Source organism: Kribbella sp. NPDC050459 (assembly GCF_040655315.1).
Classification (GTDB): Bacteria; Actinomycetota; Actinomycetes; order Propionibacteriales; family Kribbellaceae; genus Kribbella.
Window position 1 is genome coordinate 156,431 of the sequence record NZ_JBFAJQ010000005.1, and the last position, 15,330, is coordinate 171,760.

The following is a 15,330-nucleotide window of genomic DNA, read 5'->3' on the forward strand; positions in this document are numbered from 1 at the left end:
CTAGCCTGTGGGCGTGGAGGCTGTGTTGCGGTTGGCGGTGGTGGCGGACGGGCCTGCGGTGGCTGAGTTGGCGCGGGCCGCGGTGGAGACGCAGTTCCCGGCGTACTACGACGCGCGGCAGACAGCCAGTGCGGCCGAGCACATCACCACGCTGGATACGGCACTGATCGACGACGGCACCTACTACGTGCTGGAGGCGGACGGTGAGGTCGTCGCCTGTGGCGGGTGGAGCCGGCGCAACAAGCTGTTCAATGCGAGTACGGCGGGAGCGGACGAGCGGCTGCTCGACCCAGCGACCGAACCGGCCCGCATCCGGGCGATGTTCGTCCGGGCGGACTGGACTCGGCGTGGGCTCGGCCGGGCGATCCTGACCGCCTGCAACGACGCGGCCCGCGCGGAAGGGTTCACCAGACTCGCACTGATGTCGACGCTGCCCGGCGTACCGCTCTACAAGGCTTTCGGCTTCACCGAGGTGGAGTCCGCCCAGCTGCCGATGCCGGACGGCACCCTGCTCGCCGGTGTCGCGATGGAACGACCAATTGAGGAGAAGGCATGACCGCCGGTACTACTGTCACCGCCCCTGACGGCACCGAGGTCGTTCTCGGTGAGATCGGGACCCGCGTGCTGCTGAAGAACTCACGCGTCCGCGTCTGGGAGGTGTCCCTGCAGCCCGGTGAGGCCCAGGGCTGGCACCTGCACCACAACCCGTACGTCGTCCTGTGCCTGTCGACGTCGCCCTGCCACATGGACTGGCTGGACGGCAGCCCGGCACGGCACCTGAGCGAGACGGTCGGCGGATCGGTCTACCGTCCGGTCTCCCCGGTGCACATGCTGACCAACGACGGCGACGCGCTGTACCTGAACCGCCTGATCGAGGTGCTCGACCTCGGCGAGGAGGCGTCGGGCGACCCGCACTTCGGGGTCGACACCGCCGAGGCAGGCTTCGAGCAGGCCGGCGAGATCCCGACAAAGGTCGTCGTCGACGAGGACGACGTCCGCGTCCAGCACGTCACCCCTGAGGCCGGCGAGTCCTACACCTGGCACACGGGCCCGTACCCGGCCCTGGTCGTCGACTTGGATCTGCAGCACCCTGACGTGACCTACCTGGAGCCGGGAGAGTCCTACACGCTTCCTGCGAAGCCGGAGCGCACCCCCGGCTTCAACTTGGTCGAGTTGCGGTACTACAGCAAGCCGCGCACCTGAGCGGCGTCCCGAGCCGCCAGCACAGCGGCAGTGTCGATCAGTCCGAGGTCGGCCTGCCGTAGCCGGGCTTTGACCAGCGGCACCTGGGGTCCGACGGCGCTCAGCTCTGTCACGCCGAGAGCAGCGAGCAGTACGGCGGACTGGGGGTCGCTGGCCAGGTCGCCGCAGACCGCGACACGGACCCCGGCGGTGCGGGCGACATGGTCGATCAGCTGGAGTACGGCGGGATCGAGGCCGTCGGCGAGCGGGGCGACCGCGGCGTTGGTGCGGTCGGCCGCGGTCGTGTACTGCGTGAGGTCGTTGGTGCCGATGCTGACGAAGTCGAGATCCCGGGCGAGCGTCGCGACCCGGAGCGCGGCCGCAGGGACCTCGACCATGATGCCGACCTCGAGACCGTCGCGCGGGCCGAGTTCCTCCAGCGCCCAGTCGACCTCGTCGGCCGTCGTCACCATCGGGAACATCACGTGCACCGGCGTCTCGGCCGCCGTGCGCCGCACCGCTTCGAGTTGGTCGCGCAGCAGGTCGGGGCGATGACGGAACACCCGCAGACCGCGCTCGCCGAGGAACGGGTTCGCCTCCGCGGCCTGCGGCAGGAACGGGAGCGGCTTGTCGCCGCCGACGTCCCAGGTGCGGATCGTGATCGGCTTCCCGCCCAGCGCCCGCGCGATCGCCCGGAACGTCTCGGCCTGCTCGTCGACGGTCGGCGCGGTCCGGCGATCCCCGAACAGCACCTCGGTCCGCACCAGCCCGGAACCGTCCGCGCCGCGCACGTCCACGGCGTCCTGCAGGACACCTACGTTCACGAGAACGTCGATCGTCCTGCCGTCCCGGGTGACTGCCGGCTGGTCCGCCTCCTCGAGTGCCCGGCGTCGCTCGCCCACCCGCTCCGCGATCGTCGCGCGTACGGCCTGCTCGTCCGGCGCGAGCTCGAACGACCCCGTCCGCGCGTCGAACGCGACCGTCGTCCCGGCCGGCACCGCGACGTCCCCGATCCCGGTGATCAACGGGATCCCGCGCGACCGGGCCACGATCACCCCGTGTCCCGTCGTACCCGCTGCCCGTACGGCGATCCCGGCGATCCGGGTGGCGTCCAGCGTGGCCGCGGTCGCCGCGTCCAGCTCCGGTACGACGAGGATGCCGTCGGCCGGGGCTTCCTCCGTCGAGGTCCCGGTCAGCGCACGCAGGACCCGGTCCCGCACCGCGCGGACGTCCTGCGCCCGTTCCCGCTGGTACGCGTCGTCGAGGGCCTCGAACGTGGATGCCAGCTCGTCGTACACCTGCTTCCAGGCCACCGGCGCGGACTCGCCGCCCGAGATCGCCGTACGCACGGCGTCGAGCACCTTGCGATCGGTCAGCAGCGCGAGGTGCGCCTCGAAGATCCCACCGTGTTCCGCGCTGCCGTCGCGGAGGACCTGAAGGTCGTCGGCCGCGGTCCGGAGCGCGTCCTCCAGCCGTCCGGGCTCGTTGTCACCGGCAACGTATCCGTCCAGGTCCGCCGCGTCGCCGGCCAGTACGGCGGGACCGATCGCCACATCCAGCCCGGACCCGCCGGCAGACACAGCTGCCGGGACCGGCACATTCGCCGAACCGGCCGGCTCGTCGCCGAAGTTCTGTTTCGCCAGCTGCTCGATCGCGGCCAGCGCCGCGGCGGCCTCGGGACCGCTCGCGCCGACCCGCAACCGGTGCCCCTGCTGGGCGTTCAGCGTCGCGACCATGCTCAAACTGCCCGCATCCACCGGTCCACGGCCGGTGTCCAGATCGGTGAGCGTGACCGCGGCGTCGAACCCGTTCACCAGCCCGACCAGCCGAGCAGCAGGCCGCGCGTGCAGCCCGTGCTCGTTACCCACCAGGACTTCCACGGTGCGATCGGCCTCGGCAACCGGTGTGGCCTGGGCGGCCTGGGCATCGCCGAGGTGGTCTTGTTTGCCGGCCAGACCGCGCGCCGCCTCGGCCGCGACAGCGTCGAGCGAGGCACCGGTCGACGCCGTGACCGCCGCGGCGACCAGGCCCTCGACCAGCGGAGCGCTCGTCAGCCGCACCCGCGCGGCCACCTCCGGATCGACGAACTCCAGCGCCATCTCCGCGCTCAGCACCGCGCTGCCCAGATCGAGCAGCACGAGGACGCCGTCCGCGCTGTCGGCAGCGCCGATCGCCTCGGACACCGCCATCGCGTCGGTCCCGAACGTCGTCGCATCCAGCCCCGCCGCCACCGCGATCACCGGACGCTTGTCCTCGGCAACCATCTCCGCGGCGAGCCCGACCGCCGCGTCGGCCAGCGCACGGCTGTGCGACACCACCACGATCCCGATCATGACAGCGTGCGGGCCGCGGACTCCAAGATCAGCGTCGTACTGGTCGCGCCCGGGTCCTGATGACCGGCGCTGCGTTCACCCAGGTAGCTCGCGCGCCCCTTCCGCGCGACCAGCGGGATCGTCGCGTCCCGGCCCTTCGCGGCCGCCTCGGCCGCCGCGGTCAACGCCGTACCGAGATCCGCTCCGCCCGCGACCGCGCCGTCGTACGCCTCCAGCGCCGGCGCCCAGGCGTCGTACATGGTCTTGTCGCCCAGCTCCGGCTTGCCGCGCGCGAGCACCCCCTCGACCCCGGCGTGCAGCGCCTTGCCGATCGTCTCCGGCGTCAGGTCGGCACCGGCCAGCGCGGTCCCGAACCGCAGAAAGAACGTCCCGTACAACGGCCCGCTCGCCCCGCCGACCTTGCTGACCAACGTCATCCCGGCCTTCTTCAGCACCTCGTCCGCCGACCCGAACTCAGTACCGTCCAGCAACTCCCCGATCGCCGTGAACCCACGATCCATGTTGATCCCGTGATCGGCGTCCCCGATCGCCGCATCCAGCTCGGTCAAATACGCCGCGTTCTCGTGCAGCACCCCCGCACTGTCGCGCAACCAGTTGACGAAGGAATCGACTCCCATGCTCACGCGTTCCAGCGTAGGCCGGGGGTGTTCACCGGGGCGTCCCAGAGACGTACCAGTTCGTCGTCTGCCTTCAGGAGCGTCACCGAGCAGCCGGCCATCTCCAGGGAGGTGATGTAGTTGCCGACGAGGGAGCGGGCGACGGTGATGCCGGCCCGGTCGAGGAGCTGGGCGACCTCGTTGTACATCAGGTACAGCTCGATCAGCGGTGTGCCGCCCATGCCGTTCATGAACGCGATCACCGAATCGCCCTGCTGGTAGGGCAGGTCGGAGACGACCGGGTCGACCAGCAGTTCGGCGATCTCGCGGGCCGGAGCCAGCGGCAGCCGCTGCCGGCCGGGCTCGCCGTGGATGCCGATGCCGACCTCCATCTCGTTCTCGGCCAGGTCGAACGTGGGCTTGCCGGCGGCCGGGACGGTGCACGACGTCAACGCCATCCCCATGCTGCGGCCGTTGTCGTTGACGCGCTTGGCGAGGTCCGCGACGTCCTGCAGCGGGCGGCCTTCCTCGGCGGCCGCGCCGACGATCTTCTCCAGCAGCACGGTCACACCGACGCCGCGCCGGCCGGCCGTGTACAGGCTGTCCTGGACGGCGACGTCGTCGTTGGTGACCACCGACAGCACCTCGGTGCCGGCGTCGGCGGCGGCCAGCTCGGCGGCCATCTCGAAGTTCATCACGTCGCCGGTGTAGTTCTTCACGATGTGCAACACGCCGGCGCCGGCGTCGACCGCCTTGGTCGCGGCCATCATCTGGTCCGGGACCGGGGACGTGAACACCTCGCCGGCGCAGGCCGCGTCCAGCATCCCGAGCCCGACGAACCCGCCGTGCATCGGCTCGTGCCCCGACCCGCCGCCGGAGATCAGCCCGACTTTGCCGGATCTCGGCGCGTCCTTGCGGTAGACGATCCGGTTCTCCAGGTCCACCCGCAGGCGGTCCGGGTGCGCTGCCGCCATTCCGCGCAGCGCCTCACTCACGACATCAGCAGGGTCGTTGATGAGCTTCTTCATGTTCCCCATCTGAGCACACCAGCCCGCCGAAAGGGAGGCCCCGATTTCAGTCCTTGGGGCGCAGGAGGGGGCGGACGACCTCGCGGGCGTCGTGGATGCGGGACTTGACGGTGCCGAGCGGGGCGCCGACCTCGGCGGCGATCTCCTCGTACGACAGCCCGTAGACGTCACGCAGTACCAGCGGGGTCACCATCTGCGGTCGGTCGCGCTCCAGGGTCTCCAGCGCCTCCAGGAGGTCCAGGCGGGTGCCGGCGATCACGCTCGTGGTGCGCGGGTCCGGCTTTTCCATGGTCTCCGGGTTGTGCGCGGCCTGGGCGGTGCGCTTCAGCTTGCGGTACGTCGAGCGGGCGGAGTTCGCCGCGACCGAGTGGACCCAGGTCGAGAAGCTGCTGCGGCCGGAGTACGTGCCGATCTTGGTCGCGATGTTCAGCAGCGCCTCCTGGGCGGCGTCCTCCGCGTCCGCGGAGTACGGCAGGACGGAGCGGCAGATCCGCAGGACGCGCGGATACACCTGCCGCAGCAGGTCGTCCATCGCGTTCTTGTCGCCCGCCTGGGCCTGCTCCGCGAGGGTGGCAAGGTCGTCGGTCGGACTGGTGCTCTCGCTCATCTGCGCCTTTGCTTCTCGATCGGCCCCGGTAGGGACACTCCAATGACCCATAATGCCCTGTATGGGGGTCCCAACCAGACTCGGTCGCTACGTCGTGCGCCGACGCCTTGGCTCGGGTGGTTTCGCGACGGTGTGGCTGGCTCACGACGAGCAGCTGGACGCCGAGGTGGCGATCAAGGTGCTCGCCGACAACTGGGGGCACGACGACTCGGTCCGGCGGCGGTTCCTCGAGGAGGGCCGGTTCCTGCGCCGCGTCGAGTCCGAGCACGTCGTCCAGGTCCACGACGTCGGCGAGCTCGAGGACGGCCGGCCGTTCCTGGTGCTCACGTACGCCGACCGCGGCACCCTGGCCGACCGGCTGAAGAAGGAGCCCCTCCCGCTGGCCGACGCCGTCGACGTGGTCGTCCAAGTCGGCCGCGGCCTGCAGGCGCTGCACCGGCGCGGCCTGCTGCACCGCGACGTGAAACCGGCGAACGTCCTGTTCCGCAGCACCGACGACGGCGAGCGGGCGGTGCTGTCCGACCTCGGCCTCGGCAAGTCCCTCGACGAGGTGTCCCGGATCACGATGCCCGGCGGCACCCCGTCGTACGTCGCCCCTGAGCAGGCGCTGGGGGAGCGGCTGGACCAGCGCGCCGACCAGTACTCGCTGGGCGCGGTCGCGTACGCCGCCCTCACCGGGCGGTCTCCGCACCAGGTCGACGGGCTGGGCGCCGCCAGCCGGGTGAAGGTGGCGCCGCCGCCGAGCTCACTCGGGTTCGAGCTGCCGGGACAGGTCGACGCGGCGATCGTCCGCGCGCTCGACCCGGACCGGGAGAATCGCTGGCCGGACGTCCAGACGTTCACCAAGCAGCTCGTCGGCGCGCTCGACGAGACCACCCGCGACTTCCCGCTGGCGACCCGCGAGACCGTGACGATCGCGTCGGACGACCTGGACGCCAAGACCGCGCTCAGCGACGAGAACCAGCCGACCATCGTGAAGCCCGCCGACCCCTCGGAGATCGCGGAGACCGTCGCCGCGGTGAGTTCCGTGACAACGGAGGGCGTCCGGGCGGAGACAGCGCACACGGGCACCGACCCGGCGGACAGCGCCGACCCGGAGGCCGAGACCGCCGCCGTCGGGGTCGTCTCGGCCCCGCGGAAGCGCAGACGTGGCCGGTGGGTTGTCGCCGCGATGCTTGCACTGCTGCTCGGCGGCGGCGCCGGGTACGCGGGACACTGGTACCTCTCGGGCCGCAAGATGGTCGTCGTCTCGCAGGACCAGTTCTCGGTCCGGCTGCCGGAGACCTGGGCCCGGTCGATGGCCCAGTCGGTCTGGACGGCGCCGGGCGGCACCGACGGCACTCCGGCCTTCCGGGTGAGTCAGGACGCCGACTGGTCCGGAAGGACGCCCGGCGTCTTCATCGGGGTGTCGAACGTGAAGCTGGCGGTCCCCGAAGGCAACCAGTGCGACAACGCCGGTAGTCCCGTCCCGCACACGGTCGGTGGGAAGACGGTCACGGACCGGGTTTCCGGCAACTGCTTCGGTGCGGATATCGTGCTGCTCCAACGAGTCGTCGATCACGGGGACGGCGGCTCGCTCCTGGTCCAGGTCGTCGTGCCTGGATCGGAGCCGTACCGGGCCACCGAGATCGCAGATTCGGTGCGTTACACCCCCTAGGAAGTTCTCCATGCGTTTTCCGACCGAGCGATTCCGGCCGTCGCCGGCACTGCTGCAGTCCGCCCGCCGCAGGTTCTACCGCCTGCGCTCCCAGATCTTCCGCACCATCTGGCCGGTCGACTGACGCGTCAAGGATCTGGGTACGTCCTGTCGTGTGATCGAAGGCCTCCACGAGTTCGACGAGTTCGACGTACCGGTGTCCGGAGCAACGATCCACGGACGCCGGGGCGGTGCCGGTCCGCCGCTCCTGCTGCTGCACGGCTTCCCGGAGACACACGTCATGTGGCACCGGGTCGCGCCGACCCTGGCCCGCGAGTTCACCGTGGTCGCCACCGACCTCAGCGGCTTCGGGGACAGCACCTCCTCCGGTGACCAGTCGATGCGCGAGCTCGGCAGGCACCAGGTCGAGGCGATGAAAGAGCTGGGGTACGGCGACTTCGCGCTCGTCGGCCACGACCGCGGCGCCCGCTGCGCGTACCGGACGGCGCTCGACCACCCCGAGGTCGTGACCAAGCTCGGCGTACTGGACGTCGTACCGACCAGAGACGCCTTCGACCGCGCCGACAAGGACTTCGCGCTCGCGTACTGGGTCTGGTCGTTCATGACGGCTCCCATCGCGGAGACCCTGATCGGCGGAGCGCCCGAGGCGTTCGTCAACCACCTCCTGGACACCTGGGCGGGCGGCGACGCGTTTCCGCCGGAAGTGCGTGCGGAGTACGTCCGCCAGTTCCGCGAGCCCGAGACCGTTCACGCGATCTGTGAGGAGTACCGCGCGGCCGCGACGACCGACTGCGGGCACGACGCCGCGGACCGGGGCGTTCGTCGCATCAGGTGCCCGACGCTGGTCCTGTGGGAGCAGGAGGGCGCGGTGGGCCGTTGGTACGGCGATCCGCTCGACATCTGGCGCGACTGGGCGGACGACGTGACCGGCGGACCTGTCGACGCCGGCCACTTCCTCGCCGAAGAGGCTCCGGACGAGACCCTCGCGTGGCTACTACCGTTCCTCGAGGTCGGCAGCTAGGCCGTAGTGGTCGCTCGGAATCGCGCCGGGCCGGTCGAACGTCCGGATGCACGACAGGACCGGCAGTGTGGGCCGGCCCTCGGGTCTACTCCACTGTGAGCCAAGTGATTCCCAGGCCCAGTACCCAGAACGTGCCGCCCAGCCAGCCCAGGACATGCAGCCCACTTGTGAAAGCGGCGGAGTGGCCAAGGACAGTGCTGTAAAGCGCTATGCCCAGCGCACCAACGCCTTGGCGTGCTGTGTTGTTGACGCCGCCGGCCAGCCCGGCGCGCTCCGGCGGTAGTGCAGCGACCGCTGCGTTGACAACAGCCGCCGTCAGGAAGCCCATGCCGATGCCCAGACACAGCTCAACCGGCAGGACCGCCGTGTAGCCGCTGCCGGGACCTACGGCGAGTAGGCAGCAGGACCCGATCGCTCCCAGTGCCAGGCCGAACGACATCGGGAGCCGCGGACCAAAGCGACCGGTGATTCGACCCGACACCGGCCCCAGCGCCGCCAGCGGCAGCAGAACCGGGAGCAGCTCCAGTCCGGCGCGCAGAGCGTCGTGATGCAGGTACTCCTGCAGGTACAGCGTCAGGGCCAGCAGCGTGCCCAGACCGACCAGATTCATCAGGCCGGCCACGATGTTGGCGCCGACGAAGTCCGCGCCGATCCGCAGCCGGCGCCTGGTCTGCGGCCGGACCGGCTGGTGCCGCGGCACGGTCCTCCAGGCCACGGGCAGCGCGATCGCGATGATCGGCAGGTTGATCAGGAACACCGCGCGCCACCCCAGCCCGCCCACCAGTACGCCACCGCACAGCGGGCCGGCGACGAGCGCCAATGCGCCCGCGCCCGCCCAGATCCCGACAGCCCGCGCCTTTGCGGCCCTGTCGGCGTACTGATCGGAGATGACGGCCAGCGTGCTAGGCAGCAGTAGGGCGGCGCCGACGCCCTGGAGCGCTCGCGCTGCGACCAGGAGCTCGATGTTGGGCGCTGCACCGCAGGCCAGCGAGGCCCCGCCGAAGACGGCCAGCCCAGCCAGCACGGTACGTCGGTGGCCGATTCGGTCACCCCATGCGCCACAGACGAGCAGCAGCGCCGCCAGCACGATCATGTAGCCGCTCACGACCCACTGCTGTCCCGCTGCGCCGGTCTCGAGATCGGTCCGGATCGTCGGCAGCGCCACGTTGACCACGGTGACGTCGAGCTGGACCAGGAAGATTCCTACGCACAGCAAGGCGAGAAGCATGCCTTCCACGGTTCCACCGGAACACTTCGGGTTGTATCGAAGTGTGCCGGTGTGAGCATGGGAGGTATGGATGGAGACGCCGATGTGGCCCGCGCCGCTGGACTGATGGCGGAACCCGCGCGGGCGAAGGTACTGATGGCGCTCGCGGACGGCCGCGCGCTACCGGCCTCGCTGCTTGCTTCCGAGGCCGGTGTTTCAGCGCAGACCGTGAGTGCCCATCTGCACAAGCTGCTGGACGGCGGTCTGGTCACGGTCGAGCGGTCCGGACGGCACAGGTACTACAAGTTGGCCGGTCCGGAGGTCGCCGCGGCTGTCGAAGCCCTGGCACGTATCGCCAAGCCCCAGCCCATCACGTCGCTCCGCCAGAGCACCCGTGCCGCAGCCCTCCGCGAAGCACGCACCTGCTACGACCACCTGGCCGGCCGCCTCGGCGTAGCCCTTCTGGAAGGGCTGGTACGTCGGGATGCCCTGCGACGTACCGACGGCGGCAAAGGGGCCGAGCGTCGCCCGGACGACCCCCTGGCCCAGCAACTGCCTGACGGCCCTTACGCCCTGGGACCGAAGGCAGCTGAGGTTTTCGCCGACCTAGGCGTCGACCTGAGCGCTCAGCCGACCCGCCGCCCGCTCCTGCGTTTCTGCGTCGACTGGAGCGAACAACGCCACCACTTGGCGGGTCAGCTGGGCTCTGCTGTCGCTGAAGCCTTCCTCGCCCGCGGCTGGCTCCGCCGTCGCCAGGGCCAACGAGCCGTCGACCTGACTGAGCCCGGCCGCGAAGCGCTGACCGGACTGCTCTGACTCATCCCAGCGGGCTGTCGCGCCGCTCGACGCTGTCCGCCGCGTGGTCCAGCACGTCCAACAGCGCGTCCTTGTCCTGCGGGAGCCCGGTCGAACTCATCTCGACGGCACAGTTGCCGCTGTCATCGGCAACCCATCGCACGATGACGTACCGCAGGATGCCCTCCGGGGAGAGCTCCTCGTCCGGCACGTAGGTGTAGGCGAGCGTGGCGAAGTTCGCTTCCACCTCCTGCGACAGGACCGTCACCATCTGGTCCTTCGAGATCGCCGCGAGCTGCTTCAGCCGCGCGGCGAGGGAGTCCGCGGGCGGCCGGGTGATCGTGAAGCCGGCCTCGACCCGGATCCAGCGCTTCTTGGTCCGGTCGGTGAACCGCCCGCTCTTCGGCGGAGTCTGCTTCGTGTACACCCAGTCCGACGGCACCCGCACCGAGATCCGGGACCGGAACATGTCGGTGACCGTGAAGTTCCGGGTCGCGTACCGCAGGTCGTCGGCCTGCAGCGCCGGCGAGTCGTCGTACGTGACCTTGCGCGGCGGGCCGGTGGGCGTCGGCGTCGGTGTCGACGAACTCGAGCTCGGTACGGCGCCGACCGCGAGCGGGGCCGCGGTGCCGGCCAGGCTGGGTTCCTGGGTGAGGAAAAGGCCGACGCCGTACCCGCCCGCGCCGCCGACCCCCGCCAGCGTCAGCAGGCCGGCGCCGAGCATCGCTCGCCGGGTCACCGTTCTCGCCACGTCCTCACCTCCCCAGACCTACTAACAGAAGACACCTGAGCCCCCGGAGAGGTTGCACCAGCTGCGTAACGATTCCGTGAAAAGGGGTCAGCCGACCTCGCTGACCGATGTGGTGGCCTTCTCCAGGATCTCGTGCAGGGCGTCGGCGTCCTGGGGCAGGCCGGTGACGCTCATCTCCACGTTGGTGTCCGCACCGTTGACGGCGATCCAGCGGACGATCACGTACCAGAGGGTCTTGCCCGGGATGTAGGTGTAGACCAGCGTCGCGACCGATCGCGGTTCGCCGTCGTCGCCGGTGACCACCTCCGTCGTGTGGTCGAGGATGCGGACGTCGTTCTCCGGCGCCTGGCTCTTCTTGAGATCGACGATGAGCTGCGACATCTCGGCCTCGGGGGTTTCCTCGGCCGGCTCGTCCGCCTGGACCCGCACGCCGCGTTGCTCGACCTTCTCCACATACCTGACCTGGTCGGTGTGCTTCGGATCCCTGGTCAGCCGCCAGCCCTGCGGAATCTCGAGCGAGAGCCTGACGGACTGCCCGTCCTTCGCGGTCACCGAGAACGTGCGTTCGTCGTAGTTCAGCCCGGTCTCGAGGGGCTCCTCGTCGTTCGGCATCGGTGTCTTCACCGGGAGCGACGGCTCGGTGGGTGACGGAGTGGGAGACGGGGAGATGTCGCCGAGCGGCGCGGCGGTGCCGGACGCCGTCGGCTCCGGGGCGTCCAGGTAGTCGCCCGCGTAGTAGCCACCGCCGGCGCCGAGCGCCAGGGCCAGCAACAGCAGGCCGGCCAGGAGGACTCGTCTCACGCCCGCACCCGGCCACAGGTCGGCGCCGGCGGTACGAACGACGTCGTACACGCCGGCTGCGGAGAGGCGGTCACGGACACGTCGCCCATCTTCTCAGGCAAGGCAGGCACCCGCCCAAAACGCCGGTGGAGGCCTTTTCACACCGATCCCGACTGAATCCTTTCAACGAGGTCTTGACACCCTCGCGGGCCGTACGTAGCGTCCCGCGTGACAAAAGTAACACGATCTTTCGGTTACTTCACATTCTTGGCCGGTACTTCGGCGCTCAGGAGGAACCCATGGCATTCGATCGGTCCGTCAGTCGCCGGCGGCTCCTGCAACTCGCCGGCGGTGCGACGCTGGCCGGCGCCCTGTCGGCCTGCGGTGGCAGCAACGGCAGCTCCGCGTCCGGCGGCACCCTCAAGGTGATCGGCGCCGGCAGCCAGGAGGCCGGCCTGCGCAAGGCCCTGGACGACTTCAAGAAGGCGAATTCCGGCTTCGACTTCAACCTGTCGTTCTCGCCGGCCGACCAGCTGCAGACCGCGCTCCGCGCGCAGCTCGCGGCCGGCAACGCGCCCGACCTGCACGCCGTCTACCCCGGCAACGGCAGCGCGATGTCGATGGCGCAGCTCAGCAAGGCGAACCTGCTGACCGATCTCAGCAGCCAGTCCTGGACGCAGAAGATCCCGACAGGTTTCAAGGGCGCGTTCCAGAACGACGGCAAGACGTTCATCTTCTCGCCCGGCACCAGTGTGCTCGGCGCGATCTACAACAAGAAGGCGTTCGCGACCGCCGGCGTCGAGGTGCCGACGACCTGGTCGGAACTGCTGTCGGCCTGCGACAAGTTGAAGAAGAAGGGCATCGTGCCGATCGCGCTCGGCGCCCAGACCCCGTGGGTCACGCAGCTCATCGACTACGCGCTCGTCCCGGGCACGGTGTACGCGAAGACCCCGGACTTCGACGACAAGATGATCGCCGGCAACGCGTCCTTCGCCGACTCCGGCTGGGCGGACGCGATGGACAAGTACCTCGAGTTGCAGAAGAAGGGCTTCTTCAACGACAACCCGAACGGAACGACGTACGAGCAGGCCACCTCGATGGTCGGCACCGGCAAGGCCGCGATGGCGGTGCAGGTGTCGGCGGTGCTGCAGGCCTTCCGGCAGGCGTCGCCGACCCCGGACGACCTCGGCATGTTCCCGTTCCCGGCCACCGACGTGGCCGCCGACAACTGGATCCCGGGCGGCGTCGTGGTCGGCATCGGGATCAACGTGAAGAGCAAGCACGCCGAGCAGGCCAAGAAGTTCGTCGAGTACTGCGGTCAGCCTGACGTCGTCAACGCCTGGGCCGAGGCGGTCGCCTGCGTCCCGCTCTACTCCGAGGGCGACGCGAAGGTCGACCCGGTGCTGAAGCCGTTCCTGCCGTACCTGAAGGACAACAAGGCGGTCCCGTTCATGGACCAGCGCTGGCCGAACGCCGAAGTACAACCGACCCACTTCGCCGTTGTCCAGGAACTCCTCGGCGGCAAGACCACGGTCCCCGCCGCCCTGAAGAAGATGGACGAGGCGTATCGGAAGAGCGCGTGACGGTCACAGCTCAGGCGGTACGCCGGGACGCAATCAGGACTCCGCGGCGGCGGGGTGGGCGGCTCGGGCCTCCGTGGTTGTTCGCGGTGCCGGCGTTGCTGGTGTATGCGCTGGTGGTCTTGTATCCGGCGTTTTCCGGGGCCGGGTCCGCGTTCACGGACTGGTCCGGGGTGGGGGCGCAGCGGTCGTTCGTCGGGCTGGACAATTTCCAGCAGTTGTTCCACGACGACCAGGCGCTCGGCGCGCTGCGCAACACCTTGCTGCTCACGGTCGCGATCGTCGTCGTCCAGAACGGGATCGGGCTGCTGCTCGCGCTCGGCGTCCATACCGGCATCAAGAGCCGGATGGTGCTGCGGGTGATCTTCTTCGCGCCTGTCGTGGTCAGCCCGGTGATGGTGTCGTTCCTGTGGAAGTACGTGTACAACCCGGCGCCGGACGCCGGGTTGAACGCGGCGCTCGGCGCGATCGGTCTCGGTGGGCTGCGGCAGGACTGGCTGGGCAATCCGTCGATCGCGTTGTGGTCGGTCGCGTTCACCGTGATCTGGCAGTGCGCCGGGTACTCGATGGTCATCTTCCTGGCCGGCCTGGAGGGGGTGCCGGCCGAGCTGCATGAGTCCGCGATGGTCGACGGTGCGGGCACTGTTGCCCGGTTCCGGCACATCACCTGGCCGCTGCTCGCACCGGCCGTGACGATCAACCTGATGCTGTCCACGGTCGGCGGCCTGACGCTGTTCACCCAGATCATCGCGATGACCAACGGCGGCCCGGGGTACGCGACCGACACGCTGTCGACGGTCCTGTACAAGCAGGCCTTCGTCTTCGGGAAGTTCGGCTACAGCACCGCGGTCGCCCTGGTGCTGGCGATCTTCGTCGCGGCGGTGTCCTTCATCCAGATCGGGTACCTGCGCTCGAGGGAGACGACGGCATGAAGTACAAGCCCCGCACGTTCGTCCTGGAAGTCGTCATGGTGGCGGCTGCCGTCGCCTTTCTCTTCCCCGTGTACGCCCTGGTGACGCTGGCCTTCAAGGATCCCGGCCAGATCGCCAACAAGCCGCTGTCGTTGCCGGATCCGCCGACAGTCGGGAGCTTCGGCGAGGCATGGCAGTCGGCGTCCCTCGGCTCCGCGCTGCTGAACAGCACGCTGATCACGGTGAGCAGTGTGCTCGTGCTGATCGTGCTCGGCTCGCTCGCGGCGTACTTCCTGGCCCGTACGGCGACGCGCCTGAGCTACACGCTCTACATCCTGTTCCTGGTCGGCATCATCCTGCCGTTCCAGCTCGGGATGATCCCGCTCTACCAGCTCGTCAACGACCTGGGGCTGCTCGGCACGTACCAGGGAATGATCCTGTTCTACACAGGGATCCAGCTGCCGTTCACGGTGTTCCTCTACACCGGGTTCATCCGTTCGCTGCCGGCCGACTACACGAACGCGGCGCTGATCGACGGGGCGTCGCACCTGCAGGCATTCGCGCACGTGATCTTCCCGCTGCTGCGGCCGATCACGGGCACGGTCCTCATCCTCAACGCCGTCCACATCTGGAACGACTTCTTCACCCCGCTGCTGTACCTGGGCGGGTCCGGCCGGGAGACGGTCCCGGTCCGGGTGTTCGCTTTCGTCAACGAATACACGTCCGACTACGGCCTGGTCGCCGCCGGACTGGTACTCGCGGCGCTCCCGATCCTGTTGCTCTTCCTTGTCCTGCAGCGCTACGTGATCCGCGGGTTCGCGTCCGGGCTGAAGGGGTGACCTCCTCAGCCAGGACACTGAGCACTCACAAACGCAAAGGGGG

General features: G+C 69.5%; 15 protein-coding genes and 1 pseudogene. 8 read left to right on the forward strand and 8 right to left on the reverse strand.

Annotation, left to right across the window (positions count from 1 at the left end; genetic code table 11):
- The first annotated feature begins 13 nt into the window (after positions 1-13).
- Both AB0I12_RS19530 and AB0I12_RS19535 read left to right on the forward strand, forming a co-directional pair.
- Positions 14-556 (forward strand): GNAT family N-acetyltransferase, encoded by a 543-nt coding sequence (locus AB0I12_RS19530; protein ID WP_359931338.1) that lies wholly within the window; start codon positions 14-16, stop codon positions 554-556.
- A complete protein-coding gene (locus AB0I12_RS19535; protein ID WP_359931341.1) occupies positions 553-1,203 on the forward strand; it encodes a hypothetical protein in 651 nt (216 codons plus the stop codon). The genes AB0I12_RS19530 and AB0I12_RS19535 overlap by 4 nt, the downstream gene beginning before the upstream one ends.
- On the opposite strand, the gene AB0I12_RS19540 is transcribed toward AB0I12_RS19535, so the two are convergent.
- From AB0I12_RS19540 to AB0I12_RS19560, 5 genes and pseudogenes are all read right to left on the reverse strand, one after another.
- Positions 1,182-3,062 (reverse strand): HPr family phosphocarrier protein, encoded by a 1,881-nt coding sequence (locus tag AB0I12_RS19540; protein WP_359932123.1) that lies wholly within the window; start codon positions 3,060-3,062, stop codon positions 1,182-1,184. The two genes, AB0I12_RS19535 and AB0I12_RS19540, sit on opposite strands and share 22 nt — an antisense overlap.
- 72 nt (positions 3,063-3,134) lie before the next feature.
- Positions 3,135-3,515 (reverse strand): annotated as a pseudogene (dhaM, locus tag AB0I12_RS19545) (dihydroxyacetone kinase phosphoryl donor subunit DhaM); the annotation flags it as partial.
- Complete coding sequence (dhaL, locus tag AB0I12_RS19550; RefSeq protein ID WP_359932126.1) at positions 3,512-4,132, reverse strand: dihydroxyacetone kinase subunit DhaL; 621 nt, start codon at positions 4,130-4,132, stop codon at positions 3,512-3,514. The gene dhaL and the pseudogene dhaM, both read right to left, overlap by 4 nt.
- A gap of 2 nt (positions 4,133-4,134) precedes the next feature.
- Positions 4,135-5,139 carry a dihydroxyacetone kinase subunit DhaK gene (dhaK, locus tag AB0I12_RS19555; protein ID WP_359931344.1) on the reverse strand — a complete coding sequence of 335 codons (1,005 nt, stop codon included), beginning with the start codon at positions 5,137-5,139 and terminating at the stop codon, positions 4,135-4,137.
- A 46-nt stretch (positions 5,140-5,185) separates the two neighbouring features.
- On the reverse strand, positions 5,186-5,746 hold the full coding sequence (locus AB0I12_RS19560) for an RNA polymerase sigma factor (protein ID WP_359931347.1): 561 nt from the start codon (positions 5,744-5,746) through the stop codon (positions 5,186-5,188).
- 61 nt (positions 5,747-5,807) lie between these two features.
- Here AB0I12_RS19560 and AB0I12_RS19565 point away from each other — a divergent pair, with 61 nt between their 5' ends.
- Positions 5,808-7,403, forward strand: a complete 1,596-nt coding sequence (locus tag AB0I12_RS19565; protein WP_359931350.1) for a serine/threonine-protein kinase — start codon at positions 5,808-5,810, stop codon at positions 7,401-7,403.
- A gap of 154 nt (positions 7,404-7,557) precedes the next feature.
- Positions 7,558-8,424: an alpha/beta hydrolase gene (locus AB0I12_RS19570; protein ID WP_359931353.1), complete on the forward strand. Its 867-nt coding sequence runs from the start codon at positions 7,558-7,560 to the stop codon at positions 8,422-8,424.
- 85 nt (positions 8,425-8,509) lie between these two features.
- On the opposite strand, the gene AB0I12_RS19575 is transcribed toward AB0I12_RS19570, so the two are convergent.
- A complete protein-coding gene (locus tag AB0I12_RS19575) occupies positions 8,510-9,652 on the reverse strand; it encodes an MFS transporter (protein WP_359931356.1) in 1,143 nt (380 codons plus the stop codon).
- A 66-nt stretch (positions 9,653-9,718) separates the two neighbouring features.
- On the opposite strand from AB0I12_RS19575, the gene AB0I12_RS19580 reads away from it, so the two are divergent.
- The gene (locus AB0I12_RS19580) at positions 9,719-10,447 is read left to right on the forward strand and encodes a metalloregulator ArsR/SmtB family transcription factor (protein ID WP_359931359.1); all 729 of its coding nucleotides are present in this window, start codon (positions 9,719-9,721) and stop codon (positions 10,445-10,447) included.
- Between the two features lies 1 nt (position 10,448).
- Here AB0I12_RS19580 and AB0I12_RS19585 read toward each other — a convergent pair whose 3' ends face one another.
- Positions 10,449-11,177 carry a hypothetical protein gene (locus tag AB0I12_RS19585; protein ID WP_359931361.1) on the reverse strand — a complete coding sequence of 243 codons (729 nt, stop codon included), beginning with the start codon at positions 11,175-11,177 and terminating at the stop codon, positions 10,449-10,451.
- Between the two features lie 87 nt (positions 11,178-11,264).
- Complete coding sequence (locus tag AB0I12_RS19590; RefSeq protein ID WP_359931364.1) at positions 11,265-11,978, reverse strand: hypothetical protein; 714 nt, start codon at positions 11,976-11,978, stop codon at positions 11,265-11,267.
- Positions 11,979-12,256: 278 nt separating this feature from the next.
- Here AB0I12_RS19590 and AB0I12_RS19595 point away from each other — a divergent pair, with 278 nt between their 5' ends.
- From AB0I12_RS19595 to AB0I12_RS19605, 3 genes are read left to right on the forward strand one after another with little or no spacing between them, the layout of a single operon-like run.
- The gene (locus AB0I12_RS19595; protein ID WP_359931367.1) at positions 12,257-13,540 is read left to right on the forward strand and encodes an extracellular solute-binding protein; all 1,284 of its coding nucleotides are present in this window, start codon (positions 12,257-12,259) and stop codon (positions 13,538-13,540) included.
- Entirely contained in the window at positions 13,537-14,469 is a 933-nt protein-coding gene (locus tag AB0I12_RS19600; protein WP_359931370.1) for a sugar ABC transporter permease, read from the forward strand. The genes AB0I12_RS19595 and AB0I12_RS19600 overlap by 4 nt, the downstream gene beginning before the upstream one ends.
- Positions 14,466-15,287, forward strand: coding sequence for a carbohydrate ABC transporter permease (locus AB0I12_RS19605; protein WP_359931373.1), 822 nt, complete (start codon positions 14,466-14,468; stop codon positions 15,285-15,287). Before AB0I12_RS19600 ends, AB0I12_RS19605 begins: the two co-directional genes overlap by 4 nt.
- The last annotated feature ends 43 nt before the right edge of the window (positions 15,288-15,330 follow it).